Here is a 23,792-nt window from a genome sequence, read left to right as displayed (position 1 = left end):
TGTATTCAAATTATCTCGTATCTGTATTTTTTATCCAGTATTTCAGAAGTCAACTTTTTCCCTTTAAACTCATAAAAAGCGTCCCGTTTTGGTTTCTGCCCATGGGTCAGCCATATAAAAGCGAGATCTCTTTCACATACTTCTACAATACGGTCAACAGAACGTACTCCGCGCATGTTTGCGTAAGTAACTACAGCGTACATCATAATTGGGTTATACCCGGTTCTTCCCTTATCTGAACAATTGGCCAGCAGGCCAGAAAAATCTAAATCCTCCATCACTTTTTTCAGGGTATAGACTGGATCGTCGTCGGGTAAACTCAATTCGAAAAAACTAAAGTTAATTTTCTGTTGCCCAAACTCAAAAAAGTCATTATAATAATTAGTTGTTAGCATAGTTACATTATAACATGTAACGGAGAGAAAGATGGTTGTCGTTAGCCATCTTTTTTTCTTTTTTCAGATAAAATTTCAGGGAGGGTATGACTTGTTGTAAGTCATACCCTCCCTGCTTTGGAACTATCTATTTCCCGGACAGCCCCTGCTTTTATAAATCTATGTTATCCATTTTTGTATTATCACTCTTGCGGTAGATTTTCATACATAAAAGGACATGGAAAAACGGTTCCAAAAGAGTATAAGCTGCCTTAAGGAAAGCCCTGTCGTCTGGTATAAAAACAGCGGGGGGTATGCTGTATGGCAGTAGGTATTTTCTTAAATTGAATTTGAATCCATTTTTTTGAGACAGGGTTGGTAAGGACATATTTATCAGGAAAAACCGCTGCCTTTTTTATAATTTCAGAAAAAATCATTTTAAAGCTTCTGTTTCCAACCCGATTCTTTGGCTCTAAAATCCGATATATTCTTCCCTGTCCAAACTGTAAATGCTCTAGATCGTGTTTGAAAAACATTGTAAGTTGTTCATTTTAACCAAATTAATATTGAAGCGATACATATAAATCCCAAGAAAGTTGAAGCCAGCTTATCATAGCGGGTGGCAATTCGACGATATGCTTTCAATTTGAGAAAATAATTTTCTACCAAATGTCTCTCTTTGTAAAGCCACCAATCGCAATGGCGTTCAAATTTAGCACCTTTTCTAGAAGGAATCGTTGGTTCTCCTGTATGGGCATAGATATAATCAATTAGCTTGTTACAGTCGTATCCACGATCTGCCAATACATTACTTCCATTGGTATTGACATGATCCAGCAAAGGGATTGCGTAATTGATATCGTTACGTTGCCCTTCACTGATCATAAAATAAACCGGATAACCGTATGCATCTACAACTGCATGGATTTTTGTGCTGGCTCCACCACGGCTGTGTCCTATTTCGTTTGGTGGCCCCCTTTTTTTGCTCCAGCACTATGCTGATGCGCTTTGACAATAGAAGCGTCAATTGACAGTTCTGTTAATTCGGCTTCTAAGCTCAAAACACGAAAAATATTATCAAGGGTGCCGTCTTCAATCCATTTACGGAAACGGAAATAAACAGTTTGCCAGGAACCATAACGTTCTGGAAGGTCTCGCCATGGAGCTCCGCTACGAGCAATCCAAACAATTCCATTCAGAATTGTCCGGTTGAACTTTTGGGGGCGTCCCTGTTTTCCGGAATTTTCAGGCGGCAGTAATGGAGCTATACGGTTCCATTCTTCATCGGTTAATTCGTATCGTCTCAACATAATTAACACCCCTTTTTCTTTATTCTAACATGAAAATGGGTATTAGGATATATGTTTTGTGCAACTTTTATTTTTCAAACACGCTCTAATCTCTTGGTGTTAATCCTACATACATATCTTTGTACTGTTTTGCACTCTTTTCCCAGGAAACATCTTTATTCATATCGCGGATTACCATATCATCCCAGGATTTCCTGTTCTCGAAATAAAGAGTCTTTGCTCTGTTGATCGCGTCGTAAAGCAGCCCGCTTTCATATCTGTCAAATGTAAAACCGTTTCCTGTATTCTCAAACATATTATAAGGCTGAACCGTATCTTTAAGTCCTCCAGTCTCTCTTACAATCGGAACTGCACCATATCTCATGGCTATAAGCTGTGTAAGTCCACATGGTTCAAATCTTGATGGAACCAGAAGTGCATCACATCCTGCATAAATATTGTGAGCCACATTTTCATTGTAAGCAATATATGCACAGAAATTGCCCTTATATTTGTTTTCATAATAACGAAATGTATTCTCATACTGAGAATCACCAGTACCAAGAACAACCACCTGCGTATGTTCATCCATAATTCCCTGGATTACGTCATTTACAAGATCAAGACCTTTCTGGTTGGTGAGACGTGAAATAAGTCCGATTACCATCTTATGCTCATCTACATCCAGTCCCAGAGATTCCTGAAGAGCTTTTTTATTAATCTTTTTATTCTTTATTGCTGACTTCTCATCATAATCAGCAGCTAACAGCTTATCAGTTGCTGGATTCCAGATATCCGTATCAATACCATTCACAATTCCCAGAATCTTATTGTTGTGATATCTTAAATGCTCTGCAAGTCCCTCTCCATATTCCTCTGTCTGAATCTCCCAGGCATAGGTGTTACTTACGGTTGTAACTTTGTTACTGTAAGCGATACCACCCTTTAACATATTGGCATCCAGCCAGTTCTGAATCATGCAGTCCTTATTAAATACATAATCCGGAAGTCCTGACCAGTATTGAATCATTTTTCTGTCATAAATACCCTGGAACTTCAGATTATGTATTGTGAGTACTGAAATTGCACGTCCCACATCTGTATCCTGGAAACAGGTTCTCAGATAAAGTGGTACTAAAGCTGCCTGCCAGTCATGACAATGTACTACATCAGGAGTCCAATTCAGATAATTAAGGGCAGCAAGGGCAGCTTTTGCAAAATAACAGAATTTCGGAATGTCATCTATAAGATTCGTATATGGATTTCCCCAGGAAAAGAACTCATCATTATCTATAAAATCATAGACAACACCGTCCTCCTGATATTCCATAATTCCCACATAATACTGCTTTCCATCAGAGCAGAGATTCATATCAAAGGAACCCCTGTATTCCATCTTTTCCTGAAATTTCTGAGGAATACATTTATATCTTGGAAGAATGACCTTAACATCAATGTTTAATTTTGCCAGACTCTTTGGCAGGGCAGACATTACATCTCCCAATCCACCGGTCTTAACAAATGGATAACATTCTGATCCAATGAAAGCTACACTTCTTCGCAGTCCCAGATCAGGCTGTTTCGTTGGAATGTTCTGTTCATCCTGTTCAACAGATGGCTCCTGAATAATTGCGGTTTGCTTAACAGAAACATTCTCTACTGTTGGAGCAACAGTCTTAACAGCTTTTTGAGGGCTGTTTTTTGCACTGTTTTTTACGCTGTTTCTTGCATTGCTCTTTGTATTACTCTTCGCATTGCCTTTGGTACTGCTTTTTTGGACTGTTTTTTTCCTCATATCATTGATCTCCCTTTTGCATTTCACAAAGTCCGAAATTTATTACGCCTTAACTAAAATGTCCTCCGGTAAGTTCCTGATAAACATTCATTTTACAGATATTTATCATTTCCTGTTAATTTCAATTATAACACAAAATGCGCAAAGTAACTATTATTATGTGAAATGCTTCCATCACTTAATTCTTACCTGAGTGATACAAGCAAGTCCCCATCCACTGCTTATTACTCTTCGTAATCTCCGCAGGGGACTTACTTGATTCGGTTTAAATTCTGCGAATCAGCGTTCCATTTGCGCCAAGTATATCTCCATCAAACTCCCGGGCAAAAAGCACTTCCCCGCTTCCTTTTACCTTCTCATTCGATGCGTTTAGCAAAACTTCCATTGCAATCTCCGTTCCATAGTAAATACAGGGACTTCCCGGAAGAGTGAAGAGCATTGCAAGCTGCTGATAGAACTTATCCAGATTATGAAAACGGTTCATAAGACGTTCCGTATCGTGTGAATCCAGCAGGTTAAAAAGCACATCATTATTCTGCTGCATATACATGGTATAGCAACGGTTTACCATGTATTCGAATTCCTCTTTTTTCATCGTTTTATCAAGGAAAAAATCATGGATTCCGCTGAGCAGCGGATAATTCATAACTGAATCATATTCATCTCCCTGCAGCCACTGGCTTGCATCATGCCAGATTTCCCCCAGCAGATAAAGATCCGGTTTTACCGCTTTTAAATGTTCCCGTATCCGCTTTAAAAACCGATGAGACACTTCATTTCCCACGTCAAAACGGATTCCATCTATATCAAATTTCCGGATCCAGTCCTCACAGACCTTGCAGAAATATTCGATCACTTCTTCATTATTCGTATTCAGTTTCGGCATCGCATCTGTAAATGCAAAGGAGTAAAAACATCGATCTGAGTCCACATAAGCAGAAAACCAAGCAGGATTAGTATAACAATATACAGAATACATTTCTTTTTATCTGCCTCAATTCTTCGATAGGTTCTGGTGTAATCAATTACTTTCTTTTCTTTCATAGACTCCTCCTTTTATTCCGCTTCGCTACGCAGCTCATAACCGGGAATCTTCCAGAATTTTTTACATCCCCTCCCCATAAATTACAGCACTGCAGCCTTTCTGCTTTTTGCTCTGATACATTGCCCTGTCAGCCTTTCTGTATAGCAGATCAAAAGAAACCGCTTCATATCCATCATAAAAACACGTACCAAGACTTATTTCTATACTCTTTCCATGCATCTCTATGATATCAATCTGTCGGATATTTTCAAAAAGTCGTTCGAAAAATTTCTCAGCTACTGTTCGCTCCAACATTTTCGGCATATATGTTGCGAACTCATCACCTCCAAGCCGCAAAACCACATCACTGTCACGACATGTTTTCCGTAACTTCTCCGCAACGGCTATAATCACCTTATCTCCTACAGAATGCCCATAAGTATCATTGATGGATTTAAATTTGTCACAGTCGATCAGGCAAAGCAATCCTCCTTTTTTTCCCTTTAAAAGTTCAGTAATCATTTTTTCTCCACTTCCACGATTACATAATCCGGTCATAAGATCTGTCCGCGCCAGATAAATCAGCCTGTTCTCACGCTTTTTTTCTTCTTCTATACACTCAATACAGAAAAGCACATGCCGAAGTCTTCCATTTTCATCGTAGTCTACAGGAATAAATCTGCTTCGACACCAGCCTGATATTTTATCTATAAATTCATGTGTTATGCTGTTTTCTCCAAGAAGCCGTTCTTCCAGCGTACTGATATCTACAAACTCCAGTGATTCCTGAAGTTGTGATTTTATACACATTTTCTCAGCAATATTCTTGATATGTCCGCAAAAATTATCCCTGATTTCATATTCTCCCATTTTAAAATCTTTTCCCAGATATTCCGCAATCTGATCTGTCATTTTTATAATATGATATCTTTTTGTCTGCACATCAACCAAATGCATAGATATGTAGATCTTCGAGAGGGATGAATAACTGCTGAGCTTTGCCTCTTTATTTGACTTTATAAATGAATTACGCAATTTCAGAAATGAGATAAGAAGCGTTCCTATCATATCCAGAAAAGTAGTAAGCCCCCTGTAATCACTTTTGGGAGGATTATCCACACCGAAAAAAACGCTTATCTCATCTTTATAACGTAAAGGGCACACCACCACATTTCTCACATTTTGCTCTTTTAACATATCATACGATACGCGATGTTCTTCTTTTATATCTTCTATATCAGTGATAATGATACTTTCGCCCTTGGAAAACGTATCGTACCACCACTTTATTACGTCCATATCGACATTCTGCAATCTGTCTATCTCAGGAGTTACTCCCTGTGCACACCATTCATACGTATTGTCTGTGCCATGTCTTTCTTTACAATCCTCAAAAATATATATTCTGTCAGAACCGATATGTATGCCGAAAAAGCGGATAAATTCATTAATCTGCTCGTCTGGTGTGTGGTAATTGAGTGCAGATCTAAGTGCTTCATTTATGACCAGTTCATACTTTATGATTGTCTTCATGTTGTTTTCCTCCTGAATGTCTTTCTCATCTTACTTTTTTACATTCAAACCAGATTGAAAGTCCTTCTTTTATTTTCTGCTCTTCCACAGGTTTCATAAAAAGATATTCTATCCGCAGCCTGAACGCATGAAGCGAAAAATCAAGGTCACTGCACCAGATGATTCCACATTTCGGATACAGAGAACGAAGGTGTTCTGCTGCATTCAGGCCGGACACACCCGGTAATGCGAGAAACACCACTGTCGGTACTGTTTTCAATGTCTGTGCAAAAAATTGTTCCTGATCAGTCAATATGGCAATACAATACACGACATCCCTCCTCTTCCATTTGCTATACTCCCATTTGTTATCCTCATTATAAAAAAGTCAGAATTTTTTCAATAATTCTGTCACGAAACGACAGAAAATGACACGAATTGTAAATCCATGGTATTGTTTTGTGATATATTGTTACCGGATAAATACTCTCAAACTCCTCATACTTCATCCTCTGCCTCTTCATAATCCTCATAAGACTCAATCTCTGCATAAAGATGTGTGTCTCCTTTCACATCTTCCTCTGGCTCATGCAATTCTTTACATTCCTTATCTGTATACAAAACGTAATAAGAACTATCATCATGAAGCATGATCCATACGTGATTATCTGCAGGAACAGTGATTGCATAATCCTTTTCCTGCTCTGTACCAGGAGCTGCAGTAACTGTCACATTACGTACATCACCTTCTGCTTTTTCTGCTTCTTCGTACTTTTCACAGAGATCTGCTACATCCTCAGGTCTGTCCACGCCGTAGGAGAATTCCATCTTCGAAGCTTCTTCTGAAGTGCCGTCCTTATGATTCAGAATCTGAGTATGTTTCAGTGGTCTGTAATCATCCGAAGCAACCACATATTCCATAGAAATCCAGTCTCCCTCTGTGTAGGATTCTCCATCTCCCTGAGAATTCAATGCGCTCTGCGTAAGTTCTTCAGGTACCTTTGTCTGTATAATGACCGTATCACCATCTTCCTTCAGATCCGTCACTTCTTCCTCTATGGTTTCATCTGTGTAAAAGCTTATAAGATCATCTGCATTTCCATCTGCTTCATCAATATACAGACAGGAGAGATACTCATCTCCTTCTTTTCCGTATTTTAATTCGCCATCTTTATAGAGCATCTGGGTAGTACCATACATATCTACATACATCACTTCAGAATCTTCATAGTCATATACCTTTGTATTCTGCAGTGTATATTCACAGGTAGCTTCATAGCTTTTATGATTGCTTACAAGACTGTCTGTTTCTCCTGCTTTCATCATCTGTTCCAGTGCATTGTCTTTTGTCAGTTCAGGTAACGTATCCGATGCCTGGACACTCACACATCCTGCTCCCAGAGTTCCCATAATCAGTGCTGTCACAATAATCATTCTTTTCTTCATTTTTTAGTCTCCTTTTCTTATATTTTTCCTTTACGATGCCAGTAAAAGCGAACTTTCGGGCATATATACCGTATCAAAAGCTCTCCTCATTTTGACAGTTTTCTGCATCTATATTATTTATGTTATTTGAATTTGACTTCCCTGTCTATATTTTTGCGTGAATAGTCAAAATATGGCGTAAAAAGGCCTTCATATGATTTGATTTTGCCCTCTACCAATGGTATACTTATTTTTAATAAGTAACCTGGCCATTATCTATCTTTATGACAGGAGGGTTTTATGATAGCATTGCGTTATTTCTGCGGATTTTCTCTTCAGATTTTTCCTTATGCATTTTTCTGTTTGTATCCATTCCGGGATCGTTTCCGCCTAAGCACAAAAAAGACAATGCTCATGGCACTGTCCATTTTTATTGTAATGGTCATTCCGTTTTCTCTTATCGCACAGTTCAACATTGGCGGTGATTACAAAGAGCTAATCTGGAATGTTATTTTTTATATTGCCCTGCTACTGTTCGGAGTGTTGTATTGTTTTATCATCCAGGCAAAAATAGCAGAAAAACTATTTGTATTTTTTGTTGTAATGAGCTACGGATTCTTTGTTACAAGCACCGTTACCTTTTTGCACCGTACTTTCCGGTTTCCATCCGATTATTTTATGTATCCGCCCTTTGCACTGGCTCTCACACTTATCATAAATCTAGTTCTTGCAAAACCATTTCTCATGCTGATGGAGCGAATCCGTACTATGATCAATGCTGATCTGGAATCACGGATCTGGAAGATTCTCTGCTCCCTCCCTGCTTTGTTTATTCTGATTGCCAGCATTGCACAGTTCTCAAGCATAATAAATCTTTCCAATAATATAGTTGTCCATGTTATGTTTGTACTGTTTGCAGTATTTGCTTTCATAGTATATGCCGTATTCTTCAGTGTCATGGAATACATCCGCAGTAAACAAGAAGAACAGAGGATTTCCGAGCGCATACTGGAAAACTACCGGAATCAGGCAGAAAACAATGAACATATTCTGGAAATACACCATGAGATCCGGCATCATATGAATGCCCTGTCCTCCTATCTTAAACAGGAGGACTATGCAGGTGCCAGACAGTATATACAGAAATTTACTGAAGAAGCCGAACAGCTTCCTTTTGTCACCTACACAGCCAATGCTCTGGTCAATTCCATCCTTTCAGAATTTGCAGAACGTGCCAGCCGTTATAAAGCCATAGTGAAGTACAGTATTATCATTGGCAGAAGACTCAACATGGAAGACATTGATTTGTGCCGGATGTTGACAAATATATTGGAAAATGCAGTAGAAGGGTGTCAGAAGGTTTCTGAAGGACAGCGGATCATCCGGCTGAATCTCCATTCAAAGGGAAATTTTCTGTTTATTAAATGTGAAAACTCCTGCAATGAGGATAACTTGAGAATCACGAATGGAAAATATAAATCCAGTAAAAAGAACAGTGACAGACACGGTTACGGTCTTAAGATCATCAATGGAATCGCCGAAAAATACAATGGTATACTGAGCGTACAGGTACGTAGTGGTTTTTTTGCTGTAACAACAACGCTTTGTCTTGACGAAAATAACGAATAATAGGAGGCTTTCACTATGTACCATATTGTCATCTGTGATGATGAACCGATTTTTTTAACACAGATATCAGAAATGATCATCGATATTTTAGCATCCATGGGAGAATCCTGTGAGATTCGAAAATATACTTCTATTTCAGAATTAAAAAATACATTGCAGAATACTCCCAAAAGCTGTGACATTCTGATTCTTGATATTATGCTGGGTGAAAACAATGGGATCAGCTTTGCAGAATGTCTCCGTGACACTGAAAACCAAATTCCCGTTATCTTCATTTCCAGCAGTGAGAAATTTGTATTCGATGCATATTCTGCTGAACCTGTAGGTTATATCCTCAAGCCGGTCAGCCGTCAAAAACTTGCAGAAGCACTAACCCGTGCGATCCGACATCTGATCCCGAAATCCATTATAATCGACACTCCGTCCAGAACTGTATCCTTTCATATCAGGGATATTACCTATATTGAAATAATCAATAAAGAACTGCAGATTCACCTTCAGGACGGTACTGTCACGAAGATATATAAATCCCTTTCTGCAGTCCGTGAAACTCTGCCGAAAGATATCTTCGTGCAATGTCACAGATGCTACATTGTTTCTCTGTATGCTGTCCGTTCAATCAGACGCTTTGAAATCACACTGAATAATCATGAAATAATCCCGGTCAGCAAATACAGCTACCGGAATGTCCAGGAACAATTACAGCAATACGCTGCAAAATGGTTTTAATTTCTCCAAACAGCTCAAAAATCATTTCATCTCTCGCAATTATCTTTTATCAGTCAATCAGCTATAAATGCAAACAGCAGAAAACGGCGGTCTTATCGACCGCCGTCCAGACTGTAGACAACCACCGTTTTAACCGGTGGTTGTTTACCAGTTTTCCTTCAGATTCCCAGAACAGCAGATATCTTAATTTCTTTTTCCGTTTCACTGAGATCAAAATCGCCGCCGTCTTCCACAGTCATGTGTACCTCATACAGTACATCTTCTGTCAGCGTATCCGGTGTTTCACCATCTTCTGTCTGGATATGCCATTTCTCTGTCGGAACTTCCTTCAAGGTACCATCTGTACCATATGCATACAGCTTCAAAGAACCTGTTTCCCCTGAGATTCCTTTCATACGTATTGCAACGGTCGTATTCGGATGTACATTCTCAATTGTGATCGTGTTCAGCCATCCTTCCACATCTCCCTGGCCACCGTCTGCTGCAAATTTCTCCTGGCTTAACACATTGCGCATTGTCTGATCCAGATCCACCTTGCGGTAAGGCATTTCCGGCAGATATACAAACCTGTCCTGAAGTCTCAGAAGTTCCAGATAACCGGTCGGACAATAGAGCGCATTTCCGCTGTTTCCCGCATACATACCGATAGCCATGTTGTTGTATCCCGGTTTGTCAGAAATATCCATGGTAAATACAGTCTCGCCTGTCTCAAAATCAAGCATGATATATTGCCACATACCAGTTTCCATATCCTGAACATATCCGTAAATATATCCTGTTGCAGTGGACAGCTTCATCATGGAAGTGTCAGACAGATCACTTCTGCACCAGATACTCTTCATCTCATATCCGTCCTCCGTCTTAACTGTATCCACACGTTCTATACCTGGCGCGATCATTTTATTGCCCTGTCTCAGCCAGCCCACATCATAAATATTCTCATAGCTTTGTATTGAGGAATCATTATCTGCTTCTCCAAGCTTCGCACTTCCTGCACCAAACCAGTTACATACGATCGTGCTTACTGTTCCCTCTCCATCATCATATACAATTGCAGAATTTTCCACAGACACCTGTGTACCTTCCGGAAGCTCATCTATAACAGGCGCACTCGCAACCTGTTCTCCTGTTTTCATATCCACTGCAATAAGATTTACCGGATCCTGATTATCTGTAAACATAACCAGATCTTTGGTCAGAGACGGGGAACATCCACCTCCCCATGCAAGACCGCCGCCTGTCGTCTCATCGCCTTCTTTGCTTTCCTTGGCACCCACACTTTTATAGGAAGTTTCCCAGACTTTTTTCACACCATTATCCGCCTGGAGCAGATAACACTTCAGATTTGTCAGAATGACCGCACCCTCCTTAGATGCCGCAATACCATTCTCTGCACCCTCTCCCGGTTCCAGTTCATATACAAACACTGCATCTGACAGATCCACATCTTCTCCATTCAGGATTTTATCGATAGCTGCACGTGAAACATAGCCAAAGGTTCCCTGCTGTTTTCTGTCGGGATAAATGCGGAAGCCTCCTGTTGCAAACCAGAGATTTCCCTCATAATCAAAAACTACAGATAACAGATTCTGATCCAGTGTTTTTCCAAGCGCTGCCTCTGCTGCCGCTTTAATGTCGATATCCAGAACCTTCTCAAATTCCGGAAGTACATTTCCCTCCTCATCTGTAGCCTTAAGCATAAGTACCCGATTATCGTTTGTCGGACACACAATGCGATTGCTCTCATCTACAAAAGAATATGAACTCTGTATCAGATAGCTTCCATTGTCATGCTGTTTTGGTGAAAAATAGCCCAAGGTCTGTGCCTCATCTGCATTAATATCACGGATCGCCAGGCCACCCAGAAGCGGAACCACAGAATGTCCATAGGAATCAAAAAAGACTGCCGGCGAAGCATTGGGATTAACTTTTTCATAAGAAACATTGATCTCAGAATAAATATCAACGGGCAATACCTCATCTGTTGAATCTGTATTATAGCAGTCATGATGAATGTTAGAATCACTGGCTGCCATATACGGATTCACATCCATAGCCTTCGGTGTAAGTGCCTTGACCGGAAGTTCTGATGCCTGACCAGCACTTTCTTCTGTCTGTGTTTCCTCTGCATATACCGTATTTGCTGCCGGTTCAGATGCTATAGCTGTTATAAAAGCGATCATTGCAAGAATTAAAGCTCTTTTCTTCATAATTGTTTTCCTCCTGAGTGTTTTTGTCATATTACATTTTTACGTTCAAACCAGATGGAGAGACCTTCTTTTATTTTCTGCTCTTCCACAGGTTTCATAAAAAAATATTCTATCCGAAGCCTGAACGCATGAAGCGAAAAATCAAGATCACTGCACCAGCTGATTCCACATTTCGGATACAGGGAACGGAGATGTTCTGCTGCATTCAGGCCAGACACATCCGGTAATGCGAGAAACACCACTGTCGGTACTGTTTTCAATATCCGTGCAAAAAATTGTTCCTGATTCTGATAGATTTCAATCAATGGAAAAACTTTCTTTTCTGTACAGTAATTCCTGATATATTCCGCACAGTTCTGTCCTTCCTGTTCCTGATCAGTCAATATGGCAATACAATACACGACATCCCTCCTCTTCCATTTGATGTACTCCCATTTGTTATTCTCATTATAAAAAAATCAGATATTTTTTCAATAATTCTGTCACGAAACGGCAAAAAATGACACGAATTGTAAATCTATGGTATTGTTTTGTGATATACTGTTACCAGAGCATATTTGAAATAACTATACCACCTGCTTGTCTGCAAATTCGATTGCACAGATGAAAAAGTGTTACTGAAAACAGAATGAACAGCAACAAAAAGTCTCCGCAGGCGGAATTTTATAAACATATAAACAAAGGAAGATTTACTATGAGAATTGCAATTGTTGATGATATTTCAGAAGAACGGACACTGCTTCACAACAGACTGGAATCTCAGTTTTCCAGGCGCAATGTCCATACAGATATATTTGAATATGAAAATGGAGAAGCTTTCCTCACTGCTGCGAAGGAATGTCCTTTCACTGTAGTGTTTCTGGATATTTATATGAATGGATCTAACGGAATTGATACAGCAAAAGAACTTCGCAGATCAGATACTGACTGTCTGCTGATCTTTACAACAACTTCCACTGACCATGCTTTAGAGGGATTTGAGGTCCGGGCTCTGCACTATCTTGTAAAGCCCTACAGTGAAAATGATATTTCCTCACTGGCAGATGAAATCCTTTCCCGTATCCCGGATTCGGGGAAATACATAGATGTAAAGGTAAACGGCAGTAATATTCAGATTCCCTTCCGGAAAATAATCTACGCAGAGCATTTTTCCCATATGATCCACATTCACACTGCCGGTGAAAGGGAACTGGTCACCCGTCAGTCCTTTGATTCCTTCATAACCTCCCTGAAAATGGACTCACGTTTCTATCAGTGTAACCGTGGCGTTGTGATCAATCTGGAGCATGCCGTTGATTTTGACGGAACAGGCTTTCGCCTTGATAACGGAAGCAATGTCCCGGTAAGCAGGAAGCTTCTCAAAAACGCCAGACAGACATTTATGGAATTTCTGTTCCAAAGGAGGTCCTGAAATGACTGACATACTTCGCCCTATACTTGAACTTTCCGTAATCATTCCCGGCATACTGCTGGCATATCTGCCTGTAAAAAGCTATCTGAGAGAGACACCGCTTAAGCTGACAGCATGGCTTCTTCCTCTTCTTCTGGGAGTCTGTATTTTGGGAGGAGTGGTTTGCTGTATCCTGCAAGTTCCCACCAGATGGATTCTGTTTCCTATACTGCCTGTCATTATGTTCATTTATCATAAAACGCTGAAAACCTCTGCCTGGAAATCAGTCAGTATTTTTCTGGCAGTTTTCGCAGTTTTTGCATGTGTCAACAGCCTGTCCCGGGCATTCAATGCACTTATAACTGCTGACCTGCATATTACAGAAAATGAACTGTGGTTTCACACCGGTGCCGGGATTTTCTATAACATGATCTGTCTGCTTTTTGTTCTGGCAGCCTGGTATCCTGCCCGCCACTGTGTACAAACAATGGTCACAAACGAGAACTTTGCCCAGACCTGGTACGTATTTTGGATTCTTCCGGTAATCTTTGTCGGAGTGAATCTTTTTATGATCCCTAAATACCGCAGTACTTTATATACCGGACGAGTCCTGCAGTGTTATATTGTTTTAAGTCTTGTACTGCTCATAATCCTGCTCCTGTTTTATGTCATGTTTCTCATGATGGCGGTCAGCCTGAACAGAAATGCCAGACTTCAGCAGGAGAACCATTTTCTTTCTCTTCAGCAGGAAAGATACGAGAATCTCTGCATGGCCATTGAAGAAGCAAGACAGGCCCGTCATGATATCCGCCATCATTTTGTCCAACTGTCCTCTCTGGCAGAGCAGGGTGACATGGAAAAGATCAAAAAATATCTGTCCGCTGCAACCGGAAAAATCTCTGACTATAACCTCCATTTCTGTGAAAATCAGGCTGTTGACAGTGTTTTCGGATATTATTCCACCCTTGCCAAAAGAGAAAGCATTCCTTTTCATGCACTGGTTTCCCTGCCTGCTGATCTTTCCATAGATGAGATTAATCTGTGCCTTGTGTTTTCCAACCTGCTGGAAAATGCCATCCAGGCAAGTGTAAAAACAGAGCCCGCCCGCAGAAAGATTAATGTGGAGGTTTATCCTCACCATAATCATCTGCTTCTGATTCATGTGGAGAATACCTTCGATGGCAAAATACAGCAAAAAAACAATATTTTCCAATCCTCCAAGCGCTCCGGAAACGGCATAGGAATCGAATCCGTCCGCCACATTACCGACAAAAACGGCGGTGCCTGTGACTTTACCTATAAAGATGGTATTTTCTCTGCCAAAATAATGCTCCGGATATAATCAGTTACTGATTATACCCGGAGCATCCACGACTGCCGCGCTTTATAAGATTATTCCCTCATTCATGTTCTTTTATTAAATTAAGCCTCTTTCAGATAAATCAATTCTAATATTCACCAACTGTGGATTATTTCTCAGTGCGCCAGTTTCCAGCTTACCGCCTGCTGCCTTGCATCCACAAATCTCTTATAAATACCTTCCTGCTTCATTAGCTGCTCATGTGTTCCCTGCTGAACAATTCTTCCTTTGTCAACAACCACAATCTGGTCTGCATGTCTGACTGTTTTTAATCTGTGGGCAATCATAATAATCGTTTTTTCCTTTGTAAGTGCATCTACCGCATTCATCAGATCCTTTTCATTCTCCGGATCAACATTGGCCGTTGCCTCATCTAATATAACGATCGGTGCATCCTTCATGATTGCTCTGGCAATCGAAATACGCTGTTTCTCACCACCGGAAAGTGTGGCTCCGCCTTCTCCGATCACTGTGTCATATCCATCCGGAAGTTTGCTGATAAAATCATGACAGCACGCTTTCTTTGCCGCTTCCACCACTTCCTCATGGCTTGCATCCTGACGTCCGAATTTAATATTATTCTCAATGGTATCTGCAAATAAATACACCGACTGAAATACAAATGAAAAATTACTCATCAGACTGTTCATGCTGTAGTCTTTTACATTCACACCTCCAAGCGTCACTTCTCCGGAATCCACATCCCAGAACCTGGCAATCAGATTGCAAAGCGTTGATTTTCCTCCACCAGATGGTCCAACGATTGCTGTCGTCGTTTTCTGTGGGATAGAGAGCGATACATCATCAATAATCTTCCGTTTGTCATAGGAAAACGAAACGTTAGAAAGTCTGATATCGTAATTTTCCGGCTGGATCTCTTTACCATCGATATCCATGGTGTCCAACTCCAGTATTGCATTTGCCTTATCTACACATACGCTTACCACATGTAAAAGGGATGAATAATTTCCTGCACATTCCAGGCTGGAATAAAGCATAAATGCCGAGATTGTCATACCGATCGCATAGACTGCACTCATGGTTCCATTGATATAAAAATATGCACTGCATGCCACGATCACAGCACCTGTGATTTTTGTTATCACACTTTGCAGGAAATGATAAGGAACAAACAGCATCTCCATCTTTGTATTGATCTTTTCGCATGCTTCATTTGCATCATTTAATCTTTTCGCCTGTTTCCCAAGCAGATTGTATGATTTTACTTCTGATATTCCCTGCAGATACTCCATGATCTGGTTTACAAGCTCTGTATCACATACCACTTTTTGCTCTGAATCATTTTTCCCTGCATTCTGCATTACAGAATTGACACCAAAGAAAACAAGTACTCCTGCTGCAGCCATCAGTCCGATTCTCCAGTCAAAAAGAAACAGCATAAGAATGATCATTGATGTTTCCAGGATTCCCTGCATGGTCAGCATGACCACTCTCGCAGCCACATCGCCAAGTATTTCCATTGTATTGGTAGTAACAGAAGAAATTTCTCCGATACTGTTAGCATTAAAATATCCCATCGGCAGATAGCGCAGATGCTCTGCAATCTTGATCCTCATAAAAGCACTTGCGTTATATCCGCCTTCTGTCTGAAGCACAGTTGAATATCTCTTACAGATTACATCGACTACGATTGCAAGGACCATAATCGCAATGGAACCGCCAATATATTCCCCTATCGGTTTTCCACTCAGCAGACCGATCAATATGTACATAATGGCCGGAATCTTCATTGCTGAAGCAAGAGCCTCTATGAGTCCGATCACCATGGACAGTTTAAATTTATTTCCATTTTCTTTGCCTGAAAAACGAAAGAATTTTGCCAGAATCCCAAACATATCATTCGCCCTCCTTCACAGTATCTTTTACAGAAATATGGGCATTCCACATTTCCTTATAAAGCGGGCATGACACCAGAAGTTCCTCATGTGTGCCATGTGCTGTTGCATTTCCATCATTTACAACAAAGATCTGGTCACTGTCCTTAACGGTAGAAAGCCTGTGCGCTATCACGATCAGGGTCTTCCCTGCTACCAGTTTTGCAATAGAATTCTGCAGGATTGCCTCGTTTTCCGGATCTGTGTAAGCAGTGGCCTCATCAAGGATCACGATCGGAGCATCCTTTAACATCGCTCTTGCAATTGAGATACGCTGTCTCTCGCCTCCTGACAGATGTCCTCCTGCACCTCCGACAACCGTATCAAATCCATTCTCAAGCTGCATGATAAATTCATAACATCCGCTTTTCTTTGTCACCTCAACGATCTGTTCATCTGTAGCCTTCGGGTTACCCTGTCTGATATTTTCACGGACCGTTTCATTAAACAGATAATTGTCCTGTGCAACATATGCAATTTTCCGGTTAAAATCTGAAAATGCCATTTCTTTTACATCAACTCCGCCGATTTTGATACTTCCGGAATCCACATCCCAAAGAGACGCGATCAGCTTTGCAATGGTCGACTTACCACTTCCAGAAGGTCCCACAATTGCATTTACCGTTCCTGCTTGTAATTCCATATTTACTCCATGCAGGATCTCTTTATCGTGATAACCAAATCTGACATTTTCAAGTGTAACAGAATTATCTTTTGGAACACGTTCACTTTTCTCTGGACGTTCAAGCTCCGGCTGTTCCAAAATTCCGGCCACTTCGTCAACGATCACTCCGATCTTACCCAGATCATCTGTATAGGATCCCACTGTGATCAACGGTCCAACGATTCCAAGTGATAAAATAATACATATGACAAAATCAGAAACCACAAGTGTTCCATTCGCTACATAATGTGCTCCAAACGGCAATACCGTAAGAAGCGTATAAGGTGTGACCACCATCATCAGTCCATGAAAGATCGAGCATCGTTTCATCCAGGAAATAAAGGAATCCGCATAAGCAAAAGCCGCCTTTGTAAATTTAGCATAAGAGCTTTCCGTCTTTCCAAATGCCTTGATCACTTCGATTCCGTCAATATACTCCACTGCCGCATCATTCAGATCTTTTGTTGTCTGAACCGTTCTCTCGAAACTTGGCTTATAATCAATCATCATGCCAAAATAAGAAAGAAATCCCACTACAACCGGCACCAATGACCAGAGTGCCAGTCTCCAGTCTGTCAGGAAGAAATAAATCAGGATAATAACAGGTGCCAGCAGATTTGAGGTAAATTCAGGGACAATATGTGCCAGTGTTGTCTCGATACTGTCGATTCTTTCCACCATGATATTCTTAAATGTACCAGAGGGGGTATCCTTCACATAACCAAGCGGCACCCGCGCCAGCTTATCGCAGCAGGCTTTTCTTATATTTGCAAGTACCGCAAACGTTGCTTTATGTGACAATGCTGTCGATAGTGAATGCAACAGTTCTGCAATGATAAACGACAGTGCGATCAGAACCGCTTTCACCAGATATGTTTCAAACTCCTTTTCACCATTTAAAAACAGCTTTACCACATCTGCAATGATAAAATACGGAAAAATCTTAAAGATCACATTTCCTGTTGCAAGTAGCACACTCCACACATAGGCAATTCTTTTTTGTCCTGCCCACGTCAGGATCCAGCTAACTGCCGACTTCTTCTTTTCTTTCACATCTGTTCACTCCTTACTTTCGTTTTATTGTTTTGTTTTATGTTAGTTTGTGTTAACTATTGTATGATAAAATAGGTGGCTTACTGGCAGCAACCACCTGATATTATTATCCTGTCTTAACTTTATTCAGAAATCCAGAACCTGCAACACGCATAACCTATTCAGAAATGCCAGTTTCATGAAGATTCCAGAGCCAACCGGGAGCATTATCTTTAACATACCCTTCGGAAAAACGAAATGGGTTTCTCTATACGTTCCAGCGGATAATTATGATGTCCATAATCCTTTTTTCCAGGTGACATTGTCATCACATTCACACCGAGTTTATGTAACCATTTCACGGATGTACGCGCCAGATAATCCTCTGGATCATCCCCAATCATGGCAATCATTGCACAATCTGAGTCTTTTTTACATTTCCAGTATGCACCATAAAATCCATCTGTTCCCACATCAAAATGTCTTTTTTTAATCAACATAAGCTCTTTCCTTCCCCCAACCAGATTGATTTCCTTACTTCTTCCACCCACTCTGCACTATGGCAGCAAAACAGTTCTTCATGCTGCATGTTGTGCCTCCGAATATCCGGATTTTTGAAATAAGTATAATATCTCTTTTCGTATTTTTCACCCATCTTTGTTGCGTAAAACACGTGGATTGTTGTTCCCGGCACATCAATTCCATGCTGGACTTTCGTAACCAGATCAGAATAGAACTGATTATAAATACTCTGTTTCGTAATCCATGGACTTCCTCCCTTGTCAATACCGAACATATTTAAAAATCCATCAATCAGTTTCTTTTTTGATCCATCTGCTTTATTTATTTTCTTTTGCATAAATTTAGGTAATTTACCCGTGGATACCATTTTATACATAATCGGCACAATGATAGATGACTGGATCTTTGCCATAAACGAACCGGCTTCATCCATATCACTACTCCCAATGATTCCATGATCTATATGAATTCTTTTTCGCTGAATCAGAAGGGATACAAAACTTCCTCCAAGAGAACACCCATACGCTGCTTTAATTTTTCCACCATACTTTTTCCTAATTTCCTGCTCAATTTTTTCACATTCATCTTCCATTGAACAAAATTCTGTTTTCTCATTTGGATCAAATCCATCATAAGAAACTGTTACCGTATAAAAATAAGAATGTAACCCTGCCAGTACATGGTCAAAGCTGCTATACAGGCAACAGGTACCGGGAAATAAAAATATTACTGGTTTACGATTATCTCCACTTTCATAAAATTTCATAGCTGGCCTCCTTTAGGCTTTTCGGTAGTATCAAAAGCTTAACTCATAAAATCTGCATTACTTTACACAGTGAAAATATGCCATCGAACCGTCAACGTGGATATCGTTTTCTTTATATAGTTTCTGAAGAATATCTTTTAGTTCTTCTTCCGTCTGGAACGGCGGGGAAAACCACCCTTTCTTTGCAAGAATGTTTTTTACCAGCCAGTCTGTCCGTTTCGATTTTCCCTTGATATAAAAGCAGGCAATGAGATTGCCGCCCGGTTTCAAAACACGCCATATTTCATGAAATGCTTTTTGCTTATCAGGAAATGCATGAAAACCATTCATGCTGACAACGGTATCAACAGATTCATTCTCCATTTGTTTTCCGTAAATACAGCAGTTCCAACCGGAACATCAAGAAGATTTCCTGAAAAGTCATCAGGAATATATGCTAAAACTTTTCGTGCTATATCATTATCATCAGTACCACTCCAAAATAACTTAATATACAGTTTACTGAAAATATTCCCTTAAGTAAGAACATCGTCATATATATTTTTTGATGTTTCATAAGCATTTTGTATTTTGTCTGCCATATTACCCTCCAAATTTAATTTATTTCCTGTTGTTTTGAATACCATAATTGCCCTGCATAAATCCTTGCCAGACAAAGTCACTTGATGTCAAATCTATCGTCAATGTAATATCCTTCAGGCTTTTCTCACAACACAATGCATCCTCATACCTTTACGGATTTCAAATTTTTCCACTTTTAGCCCTGCTTTTCTGCAGCATTTCATAACCACATCTCTTGTTGGAACCCGGACATCTCCGTGTCCGCATATATTTGCCAGAGGCATTTCCAATGTATTCATCAGCCATACCAATACTTTATTGTCACTTGTCACATCCCGCAGGATCAATCTTCCATTTGAACGAAGACATCTTTTCACACTGTCAAAAAATGCCTGCGGATTCGGATAATGATGGAAACTCATAGAACAAATAATTGCATCAAATGAATCGTTTTCAAAAGGAAAGTTCTCACAGTCTCCCACAACAAATGTTGCATTTGAAATATTTTTCTTTTTTGCCTGTTCAATCATGGCCGGAGTCAGATCCAGACCTGTATAATGTCGGTCTGGATATTTTTCTGCTAATAAAGAAATCATCGGAGCCGGTCCGCAGCCGGCATCCAATAAATTTCTAAATGGCTCCTTCTCTAATTCTTCCAGAATATCCGGATAATCCTTCTTGCACATTTCGTAAATACCAGCATGGTTACTTTCATATCTTCCTGCTGCTTTTGTAAACTCGTTAATTGACAGTTTTTTGTATTCTTCGTTTCTCATGTTGTTTTCCTCCAATCACCCTGCACCATAAATCAATATTTTCATAGAAATCAGTGTGCTTTTACATTGTCTGATAAATTTCCATCACATATGTTAGTTTTATATAACTGTGTCTTTCAAAAAAACCGTCCGAATACAAAACTGTAATTTCGCACGGTTTCTTTTCTTAGCATTCAGTATATCACTTTTACTTGGTTTATCAACCAGATTTTATCTCAATTTTATTATGCTTCAGTCTCCGGAGAATCCATATTTTTCCATCCATATCGGAGAATAGATATCAGCATAGAAGCCTCACTGACTATCTCGTCTAATATTCCTGCCCAGGAACCAACAGCAATATCATATATGATCCACAGTGGCGAATTGATCAGCATTCCGACTATACGGATTTTCCGTGCATTGTATGTATATCCACCTATCGTTGCCGCAATGTTTGCAATAACCGGAAGCAGTGCCCACCATCCAGACCAGGTGAATATCAGCGTTGTTACTTGTAATATACAAAGTACACAGCACATCCTTCTTCCCTTTAAAAAATCATTTTTACTTCCCAGACAGAATGAGCGCACTGTATTTAATATATAGCTTATCCCTCCGGTTACAGCTCCTAACAATAACAGATGTACTGTATAACACAAATAGGAGACAAACTGAACCCTGAACAGTGATTTATTGTTTCTGCACTGATAAGATAAGAAAAATAAAACAGTTCCAAAAAGTCCTATTCCCTGTATTAATAAAAAACGTATTGACATTATTACCTCTTGCAAATCTGATTTCTGCTTTTATTTCCACTTTATTACATATTCTCTTTGGCTATATTTACTAACTTTCCTGCAGTAAGTGCAGCTCCATATGCAGCCTCTTCTTCATATTCAGGGACCTCCATCGGCATTTTGAACATTTCTTCTGCCAGTCTTCTCATCAGCGGATTCCGGCGAATTCCGTTTCCGGAGCCAGCCAGGTGGGTAGCCTTTTTTCCGGTGAGCTGACACATCTGCTCATACTGCTCATGCAGTTCATTGAGGATTCCACGGATCACACCAACCGTCAGTGCACCAGGATGAAAATTCTCTACACCGATTCCTGTGATCATGCCTCTATGAGACGGATCACTTCTTGTCCCGGAAAAAGCCGTGTCTACTTTCCATGCGGCTTCTTTTCCATATTTTTCAATAAATTTTTCTGCCTGTTCCTGCATCTGGGAATACAGTCTTTCTTCAGTTTCTGCTGCTTCTCTGTAAAACTGTTCCAGCATCGCATACGCACGACCACCACACAGAGAAGCTCCCACAAGGATATAGCTGCTTTCGGTACAGGGACGAAGCTCCACACTGCCGCTGCATTCTATGAACATCTCTGTTACAAAGGAAACCTGGCTGCCGGTTCCTACATTCAGGAGCACGGTATCTTTAAGATTTCGGACAGAACCAAACAGACTCGCCTGATTATCACCAATCGATCCCATTACAGGTACACCATCTCTGGTTTCTCCGACAAAAAAATGTCCCGTTCTTACTTCCGGCAGATAAGAAGTATCTACACCTGCCTGCTCCAGGGCTTCATACAGAAACTCCTGTTTTCGCAGATCAAAGCAGCCCCAGCTTGCTGCCATGTCAGGTCCGATAACGGGGACAGTATTTTCACACAGACGCATGGCAATATAATCACTGATCGTCGTCATCCTTACAGCATCCTTCGGAATCTGATCTTTTTTCTGAAGATAAAAATGTGTCACTACACCATATCCGGATGCCACCGCACCCACTCCCTGCAAAAGCTCTGCACAGGTTTTTCCGTTTTCCAGCGGAATCTCTCCGCTTCCATCCTGCCAGGTATAGAGAGGACTCACTGCCTTGCCGCAAACATCCACATACAACATTCCATGCATCTGCCCTGTAAATCCAATTCCGTCCGGTGAGCCATTCTCCTTCTGCAGCTTTGCAAGGAGCTCTCGGACTATCTCATAGATCCGTTCCGGATCCTGCAGCTTCTGTTCTGGCTTACTGCTCTGCAGAAAGGAATTATGCTCCACTGTTTCCCTTGCAAGCAGCTTTCCTGTTTCTGTATCTGCCATCACGATACTGACTGTTGTTGTGCCTATATCAATCCCCATGATCTTCATCATCTGTTTCCGCCTTTTTCTGTAATTTTTATCAGAGCAAATATTATCCTATGAGATGATTATATTATTGTTTGAGGATTAATGCTATCTTTTTTCCTGTCTGCAGATTTTTATTTCACACACTCTATAATTATCGCTTCACATCTGTCATATCCAATCTGCGAGCTGTTCAGGCACAACGTATAATTACTGGCTTTTCCCCATTTCTGATCCGTATAAAAGTTATAATTTGTCATACGTCTTTTATCTGTGTCTGCCATCATTTTGACAGCTTCCTGTTCAGTGACACGATATAACTGACTAATACGCTGTATTTTTTCTGGCATATCTCCGTGGATAAATACATTCAGTATATCATCCCTGTCTTTCAGAATATAATCTGCATTTCTTCCAATGATCACACAAGGCTCCTTCCTGACCAAATCTAAAATAACCTTTCTCTGTGCCTGATACACCATATCCTCAACTGATCTCCCTGTAATGTCACGTCCGGCAAATGCATATGCAAATAGACCTTTTTTCGGAGATAATTCTGCATTTTCCTGAATATATTCCGGAGACAGGCCGGACTTTTCTGCAATCTGACTGATGATATTTTTATCATAGTAAGCAATTCCAAGCTTCTTTGCGATTTCTTCCCCAATAAAACGTCCACCACTTCCAAACTCTCTGCTGATCGTAATGATTCTTTTTGCCATTTCCAGTTCCTCC

At 40.3% G+C, this 23,792-nt stretch carries 20 protein-coding genes and 3 pseudogenes; 4 read left to right on the top strand and 19 right to left on the bottom strand.

Features of this window, described 5'->3' with window-relative positions:
• Nucleotides 1–29 precede the first annotated feature (29 nt).
• From AC04Q4_RS16730 to AC04Q4_RS16695, 8 genes and pseudogenes are all read right to left on the bottom strand, one after another.
• Nucleotides 30–395: pseudogene (locus AC04Q4_RS16730) on the bottom strand (transposase); the annotation flags it as partial.
• Between the two features lie 525 nt (nt 396–920).
• Nucleotides 921–1,684: pseudogene (locus tag AC04Q4_RS16725) on the bottom strand (IS5 family transposase).
• An 85-nt stretch (nt 1,685–1,769) separates the two neighbouring features.
• Nucleotides 1,770–3,458 (bottom strand): glycogen/starch synthase, encoded by a 1,689-nt coding sequence (locus AC04Q4_RS16720; RefSeq protein WP_476389338.1) that lies wholly within the window; start codon nt 3,456–3,458, stop codon nt 1,770–1,772.
• A gap of 265 nt (nt 3,459–3,723) precedes the next feature.
• Nucleotides 3,724–4,380 (bottom strand): annotated as a pseudogene (locus AC04Q4_RS16715) (alpha-amylase family glycosyl hydrolase); the annotation flags it as partial.
• Nucleotides 4,332–4,502, bottom strand: a complete 171-nt coding sequence (locus tag AC04Q4_RS16710) for a hypothetical protein (RefSeq protein ID WP_173737428.1) — start codon at nt 4,500–4,502, stop codon at nt 4,332–4,334. The pseudogene AC04Q4_RS16715 and the gene AC04Q4_RS16710, both read right to left, overlap by 49 nt.
• Before the next feature lie 61 nt (nt 4,503–4,563).
• On the bottom strand, nt 4,564–6,015 hold the full coding sequence (locus AC04Q4_RS16705) for a diguanylate cyclase domain-containing protein (protein ID WP_476389337.1): 1,452 nt from the start codon (nt 6,013–6,015) through the stop codon (nt 4,564–4,566).
• 25 nt (nt 6,016–6,040) lie between these two features.
• Nucleotides 6,041–6,325, bottom strand: a complete 285-nt coding sequence (locus tag AC04Q4_RS16700; protein ID WP_476389336.1) for a response regulator — start codon at nt 6,323–6,325, stop codon at nt 6,041–6,043.
• A 167-nt stretch (nt 6,326–6,492) separates the two neighbouring features.
• On the bottom strand, nt 6,493–7,440 hold the full coding sequence (locus AC04Q4_RS16695) for a hypothetical protein (RefSeq protein WP_173757380.1): 948 nt from the start codon (nt 7,438–7,440) through the stop codon (nt 6,493–6,495).
• Nucleotides 7,441–7,719: 279 nt separating this feature from the next.
• On the opposite strand from AC04Q4_RS16695, the gene AC04Q4_RS16690 reads away from it, so the two are divergent.
• Entirely contained in the window at nt 7,720–9,048 is a 1,329-nt protein-coding gene (locus tag AC04Q4_RS16690) for a GHKL domain-containing protein (protein ID WP_476389335.1), read from the top strand.
• 15 nt (nt 9,049–9,063) lie between these two features.
• Entirely contained in the window at nt 9,064–9,777 is a 714-nt protein-coding gene (locus AC04Q4_RS16685) for a LytR/AlgR family response regulator transcription factor (protein WP_173757378.1), read from the top strand.
• Between the two features lie 158 nt (nt 9,778–9,935).
• Here AC04Q4_RS16685 and AC04Q4_RS16680 read toward each other — a convergent pair whose 3' ends face one another.
• Nucleotides 9,936–11,987, bottom strand: coding sequence for a hypothetical protein (locus AC04Q4_RS16680; RefSeq protein ID WP_476389334.1), 2,052 nt, complete (start codon nt 11,985–11,987; stop codon nt 9,936–9,938).
• A gap of 26 nt (nt 11,988–12,013) precedes the next feature.
• Nucleotides 12,014–12,388 (bottom strand): response regulator, encoded by a 375-nt coding sequence (locus tag AC04Q4_RS16675; protein ID WP_476389333.1) that lies wholly within the window; start codon nt 12,386–12,388, stop codon nt 12,014–12,016.
• 293 nt (nt 12,389–12,681) lie between these two features.
• Here AC04Q4_RS16675 and AC04Q4_RS16670 point away from each other — a divergent pair, with 293 nt between their 5' ends.
• Together AC04Q4_RS16670 and AC04Q4_RS16665 are read left to right on the top strand one after the other, a co-directional pair.
• Nucleotides 12,682–13,398 (top strand): response regulator, encoded by a 717-nt coding sequence (locus tag AC04Q4_RS16670; protein WP_476389332.1) that lies wholly within the window; start codon nt 12,682–12,684, stop codon nt 13,396–13,398.
• 1 nt (nt 13,399) lies between these two features.
• On the top strand, nt 13,400–14,719 hold the full coding sequence (locus AC04Q4_RS16665; protein ID WP_476389331.1) for a GHKL domain-containing protein: 1,320 nt from the start codon (nt 13,400–13,402) through the stop codon (nt 14,717–14,719).
• A 134-nt stretch (nt 14,720–14,853) separates the two neighbouring features.
• On the opposite strand, the gene AC04Q4_RS16660 is transcribed toward AC04Q4_RS16665, so the two are convergent.
• From AC04Q4_RS16660 to AC04Q4_RS16620, 9 genes are all read right to left on the bottom strand, one after another.
• Complete coding sequence (locus AC04Q4_RS16660; RefSeq protein ID WP_476389330.1) at nt 14,854–16,593, bottom strand: ATP-binding cassette domain-containing protein; 1,740 nt, start codon at nt 16,591–16,593, stop codon at nt 14,854–14,856.
• Nucleotide 16,594: 1 nt separating this feature from the next.
• Nucleotides 16,595–18,349, bottom strand: coding sequence for an ABC transporter ATP-binding protein (locus AC04Q4_RS16655; protein ID WP_173757374.1), 1,755 nt, complete (start codon nt 18,347–18,349; stop codon nt 16,595–16,597).
• Between the two features lie 212 nt (nt 18,350–18,561).
• Nucleotides 18,562–18,828: a hypothetical protein gene (locus tag AC04Q4_RS16650; RefSeq protein WP_476389329.1), complete on the bottom strand. Its 267-nt coding sequence runs from the start codon at nt 18,826–18,828 to the stop codon at nt 18,562–18,564.
• Nucleotides 18,822–19,616, bottom strand: coding sequence for an alpha/beta fold hydrolase (locus AC04Q4_RS16645; protein WP_195455403.1), 795 nt, complete (start codon nt 19,614–19,616; stop codon nt 18,822–18,824). Before AC04Q4_RS16645 ends, AC04Q4_RS16650 begins: the two co-directional genes overlap by 7 nt.
• 57 nt (nt 19,617–19,673) lie before the next feature.
• On the bottom strand, nt 19,674–19,979 hold the full coding sequence (locus AC04Q4_RS16640; protein WP_476389328.1) for a methyltransferase domain-containing protein: 306 nt from the start codon (nt 19,977–19,979) through the stop codon (nt 19,674–19,676).
• Between the two features lie 332 nt (nt 19,980–20,311).
• Nucleotides 20,312–20,953 (bottom strand): class I SAM-dependent methyltransferase, encoded by a 642-nt coding sequence (locus tag AC04Q4_RS16635; RefSeq protein ID WP_173739022.1) that lies wholly within the window; start codon nt 20,951–20,953, stop codon nt 20,312–20,314.
• 224 nt (nt 20,954–21,177) lie between these two features.
• Nucleotides 21,178–21,711: a YgjV family protein gene (locus AC04Q4_RS16630; RefSeq protein ID WP_173739023.1), complete on the bottom strand. Its 534-nt coding sequence runs from the start codon at nt 21,709–21,711 to the stop codon at nt 21,178–21,180.
• A gap of 44 nt (nt 21,712–21,755) precedes the next feature.
• A complete protein-coding gene (locus AC04Q4_RS16625) occupies nt 21,756–23,084 on the bottom strand; it encodes a sedoheptulokinase (protein ID WP_173739024.1) in 1,329 nt (442 codons plus the stop codon).
• A gap of 107 nt (nt 23,085–23,191) precedes the next feature.
• Entirely contained in the window at nt 23,192–23,779 is a 588-nt protein-coding gene (locus tag AC04Q4_RS16620) for a cytidylate kinase family protein (protein ID WP_476389327.1), read from the bottom strand.
• Nucleotides 23,780–23,792: the final 13 nt, after the last annotated feature.

Source organism: Blautia sp. HA8986, from assembly GCF_056504635.1.
Note: the sequence above shows the minus strand (reverse complement) of the source record. Positions and strands in the feature narration are given on the sequence as shown.

What these genes read in the sequence shown, in the direction of transcription:
- AC04Q4_RS16720 (WP_476389338.1), bottom strand. Translation starts at nt 3,458, where the DNA reads ATGAGGAAAAAAACAGTCCAAAAAAGCAGTACCAAAGGCAATGCGAAG.
- AC04Q4_RS16710 (WP_173737428.1), bottom strand. Translation starts at nt 4,502, where the DNA reads ATGAAAGAAAAGAAAGTAATTGATTACACCAGAACCTATCGAAGAATT.
- AC04Q4_RS16705 (WP_476389337.1), bottom strand. Translation starts at nt 6,015, where the DNA reads ATGAAGACAATCATAAAGTATGAACTGGTCATAAATGAAGCACTTAGA.
- AC04Q4_RS16695 (WP_173757380.1), bottom strand. Translation starts at nt 7,440, where the DNA reads ATGAAGAAAAGAATGATTATTGTGACAGCACTGATTATGGGAACTCTG.
- AC04Q4_RS16690 (WP_476389335.1), top strand. Translation starts at nt 7,720, where the DNA reads ATGATAGCATTGCGTTATTTCTGCGGATTTTCTCTTCAGATTTTTCCT.
- AC04Q4_RS16685 (WP_173757378.1), top strand. Translation starts at nt 9,064, where the DNA reads ATGTACCATATTGTCATCTGTGATGATGAACCGATTTTTTTAACACAG.
- AC04Q4_RS16680 (WP_476389334.1), bottom strand. Translation starts at nt 11,987, where the DNA reads ATGAAGAAAAGAGCTTTAATTCTTGCAATGATCGCTTTTATAACAGCT.
- AC04Q4_RS16670 (WP_476389332.1), top strand. Translation starts at nt 12,682, where the DNA reads ATGAGAATTGCAATTGTTGATGATATTTCAGAAGAACGGACACTGCTT.
- AC04Q4_RS16665 (WP_476389331.1), top strand. Translation starts at nt 13,400, where the DNA reads ATGACTGACATACTTCGCCCTATACTTGAACTTTCCGTAATCATTCCC.
- AC04Q4_RS16660 (WP_476389330.1), bottom strand. Translation starts at nt 16,593, where the DNA reads ATGTTTGGGATTCTGGCAAAATTCTTTCGTTTTTCAGGCAAAGAAAAT.
- AC04Q4_RS16650 (WP_476389329.1), bottom strand. Translation starts at nt 18,828, where the DNA reads ATGTTGATTAAAAAAAGACATTTTGATGTGGGAACAGATGGATTTTAT.
- AC04Q4_RS16645 (WP_195455403.1), bottom strand. Translation starts at nt 19,616, where the DNA reads ATGAAATTTTATGAAAGTGGAGATAATCGTAAACCAGTAATATTTTTA.
- AC04Q4_RS16640 (WP_476389328.1), bottom strand. Translation starts at nt 19,979, where the DNA reads ATGGAGAATGAATCTGTTGATACCGTTGTCAGCATGAATGGTTTTCAT.
- AC04Q4_RS16635 (WP_173739022.1), bottom strand. Translation starts at nt 20,953, where the DNA reads ATGAGAAACGAAGAATACAAAAAACTGTCAATTAACGAGTTTACAAAA.
- AC04Q4_RS16630 (WP_173739023.1), bottom strand. Translation starts at nt 21,711, where the DNA reads ATGTCAATACGTTTTTTATTAATACAGGGAATAGGACTTTTTGGAACT.
- AC04Q4_RS16625 (WP_173739024.1), bottom strand. Translation starts at nt 23,084, where the DNA reads ATGATGAAGATCATGGGGATTGATATAGGCACAACAACAGTCAGTATC.
- AC04Q4_RS16620 (WP_476389327.1), bottom strand. Translation starts at nt 23,779, where the DNA reads ATGGCAAAAAGAATCATTACGATCAGCAGAGAGTTTGGAAGTGGTGGA.